Consider the following 3030-nt stretch of genomic DNA (forward strand, 5'->3'; position numbering starts at 1 on the left):
CGCCCCCTGATCAGGGGGCGCCGCTCCGTTTCCTTCATCCGCCCGGTCGCCCGGGCCGCGCTCAGTGGGCGTGCCCGCTCGGCACCGGGCCCGCGTTCTTGACCGTCAGGGGCAGCAGCTTCTTGCCCGTCGGTCCGATCTGAATACTGGTGTCCATCTGAGGACACACCCCGCAGTCGAAGCACGGGGTCCAGCGGCAGTCCTCGACCTCGGTCTCGTCGAGGGCGTCCTGCCAGTCCTCCCAGAGCCAGTCCTTGTCCAGGCCCGAGTCGAGGTGGTCCCAGGGCAGGACCTCCTCGTAGGTGCGCTCGCGGGTGGTGTACCAGTCGACGTCCACGCCGAACGGGGCCAGCGCCTTCTCCGCGCACCGCATCCAGCGGTCGTAGGAGAAGTGCTCGCGCCAGCCGTCGAAGCGGCCGCCGTCGTCGTAGACCGCGCGGATGACGGCGCCGGTGCGGCGGTCGCCGCGGGAGAGCAGGCCCTCGACGATGCCGGGCTTGCCGTCGTGGTAGCGGAAGCCGATGGAGCGGCCGTACTTCTTGTCGCCGCGGATCTTGTCGCGCAGCTTGGCCAGGCGCTCGTCCGTCTCCTCGGCGGACAGCTGCGGCGCCCACTGGAACGGGGTGTGCGGCTTGGGCACGAAACCGCCGATGGAGACCGTGCAGCGGATGTCGTTGGAGCCGGAGACCTCGCGGCCCTTGGCGATGACGCGCGTGGCCATGTCGGCGATCTGGAGGACGTCGTCGTCGGTCTCGGTGGGCAGGCCGCACATGAAGTACAGCTTCACCTGGCGCCAGCCGTTGCCGTAGGCGGTGGCGACGGTCCGGATCAGGTCGTCCTCGGAGACCATCTTGTTGATGACCTTGCGGATGCGCTCCGAGCCGCCCTCGGGCGCGAAGGTGAGACCGGAACGGCGGCCGTTGCGGGTCAGCTCGTTCGCCAGGTCGATGTTGAACGCGTCGACGCGGGTCGAGGGCAGCGAGAGGCCGATCTTGTCTTCCTCGTAGCGGTCCGCGAGCCCCTTGGCGATGTCGCCGATCTCCGAGTGGTCGGCGGAGGACAGGGAGAGCAGACCGACCTCTTCGAAGCCGGTCGCCTTCAGGCCCTTGTCGACCATCTCGCCGATGCCGGTGATGGACCGCTCACGCACCGGGCGGGTGATCATGCCGGCCTGACAGAAGCGGCAGCCGCGGGTGCAGCCGCGGAAGATCTCCACGGACATGCGCTCGTGGACGGTCTCGGCGAGCGGGACGAGGGGCTGCTTGGGGTAGGGCCATTCGTCGAGGTCCATCACCGTGTGCTTGGAGACGCGCCACGGGACGCCCGACCTGTTCGGTACGACGCGGGCGATCCGGCCGTCGGGGAGGTACTCGACGTCGTAGAAGCCGGGGACGTACACGCCGCCGGTCTTCGCCAGGCGCAGGAGGAGTTCCTCGCGTCCGCCGGGGCGGCCCTCCTCCTTCCAGGCGCGGATGATCCGCGTGACCTCCAGCACGGCCTGCTCGCCGTCACCGATGATCGCGCAGTCGATGAAGTCGGCGATCGGCTCCGGGTTGAACGCCGCGTGGCCGCCGGCCATGACGATCGGGTCGTCGTCCGTGCGGTCGCGTGCCTCCAGCGGGATGCCGGCCAGGTCCAGCGCGGCGAGCATGTTCGTGTAGCCCAGCTCCGTGGAGAAGCTGAGGCCGAACACGTCGAAGGCCCGCACCGGGCGGTGGCTGTCGACGGTGAACTGCGGCACACGGTGCTCGCGCATCAGCGCCTCGAGGTCCGGCCAGACGCTGTAGGTGCGCTCGGCCAGGACGCCGTCCTGTTCGTTGAGCACCTCGTAGAGGATCATGACGCCCTGGTTGGGGAGTCCGACCTCGTAGGCGTCGGGGTACATGAGCGCCCAGCGGACGTCGCAGGAGTCCCAGTCCTTGACCGTGGAGTTGAGCTCTCCGCCGACGTACTGGATCGGCTTCTGCACATGCGGGAGCAGAGCTTCGAGCTGCGGAAACACTGATTTCACAGACTCGGCGGCTTCGGCAGGCATCTCGCGAACCTTCGTGTGGTGACTGCGGTTCCCCCGGGCCGGTGCCTCAGGGGCGGGTGACCATCCAGACTAACCCGCCCCGAGGGTTCTCCCGCACGGCGCTCAGAACGGGAACTCCCGGCTGATCGAGCGCCACGCCTCGGGGAGCGCCTCCTCGGCGGCCCGGGCGCGGTGCGCCTCGCCGGCGTGCAGCACCCCGTAGGTGAAGTCGCTCTCCCCCGCCGCGTGCGCCACGGCGGCCAGCTCACGCAGGGTGCGGCGGGCCATGACGCTGTCCTGGTGGTCGCCGAGCAGGCCCTGGAGCGCCTTCATGTCCCGGACCGCCTCCTCGGCCGGCCCGCCGAGGGCGGGGGCGGCGGTCTCGGCGGCGTACCGGGTGCGCTTGGTCTTCTTGCGCGCCTCGTGCAGCGCGGTGTCGCGCTCCGTCCCGGGCGGCAGTTCCAGTGCGTGCTCGACAAGCCGGCTCAGCTTGCCGAAGTCCTTGGCGACGGCCTTGGCGAGCGCCTTGTCCGGGCGGGCGGCGGCCTTCTTGCGCAGGGGCGGATCGGCGAGCAGGGCGTCGAGGGTGTCGAGCAGGCGGAGGTGGCGGCGGGAGTCGAGGACGGCGAGGAGCTGGTGGTGGGCGCCGTGGTGGCGGGCTTCGGACCAGGCGGCGAGGCGCTCGGCGACGGGGCCGTTGACCTGGTCGGCGGGGAGGCGGCCGAGGGCCTGGGTGAGGCGTTCGGCGAGGACCTCCTGGTCGCGGTCGGCGCCCAGTTCGGTGGCGAGCCACTTCAGGTCGGCGGAGACCGGGTCGGTGACGGTGCGGTCGAGGACGCTCCGGAAGCTGCGGAAGGTGCTGCGCAGGCGGCGGGTGGCGACCCGCATGCGGTGCACGGCGTCGGGGACGTCCTGCCGTACGGCGGGGTCCAGCTCGACGAGGGCGTCGCGCTGGGCGCGGACGTAGGCGAGGACGTGGTCGCCGGCGGTGACGGGGGTGCCGTCGGGGCGGGGGC

2 protein-coding genes are annotated in these 3030 nt (G+C 71.1%); both read right to left on the bottom strand.

Going from position 1 to position 3030, the window contains the following annotated elements; all coding sequences use genetic code 11:
• Positions 1-61 precede the first annotated feature (61 nt).
• Positions 62-2035, bottom strand: a complete 1974-nt coding sequence (locus CCN29_RS26190; protein ID WP_031017639.1) for a TIGR03960 family B12-binding radical SAM protein — start codon at positions 2033-2035, stop codon at positions 62-64.
• 102 nt (positions 2036-2137) lie between these two features.
• The coding region (locus CCN29_RS26195; RefSeq protein ID WP_143661382.1) for a CHAD domain-containing protein at positions 2138-3030 on the bottom strand (893 nt) is incomplete at its 5' end.

Source organism: Streptomyces pseudogriseolus, from assembly GCA_002154585.1.
Lineage (GTDB): Bacteria > Actinomycetota > Actinomycetes > Streptomycetales > Streptomycetaceae > Streptomyces > Streptomyces pseudogriseolus.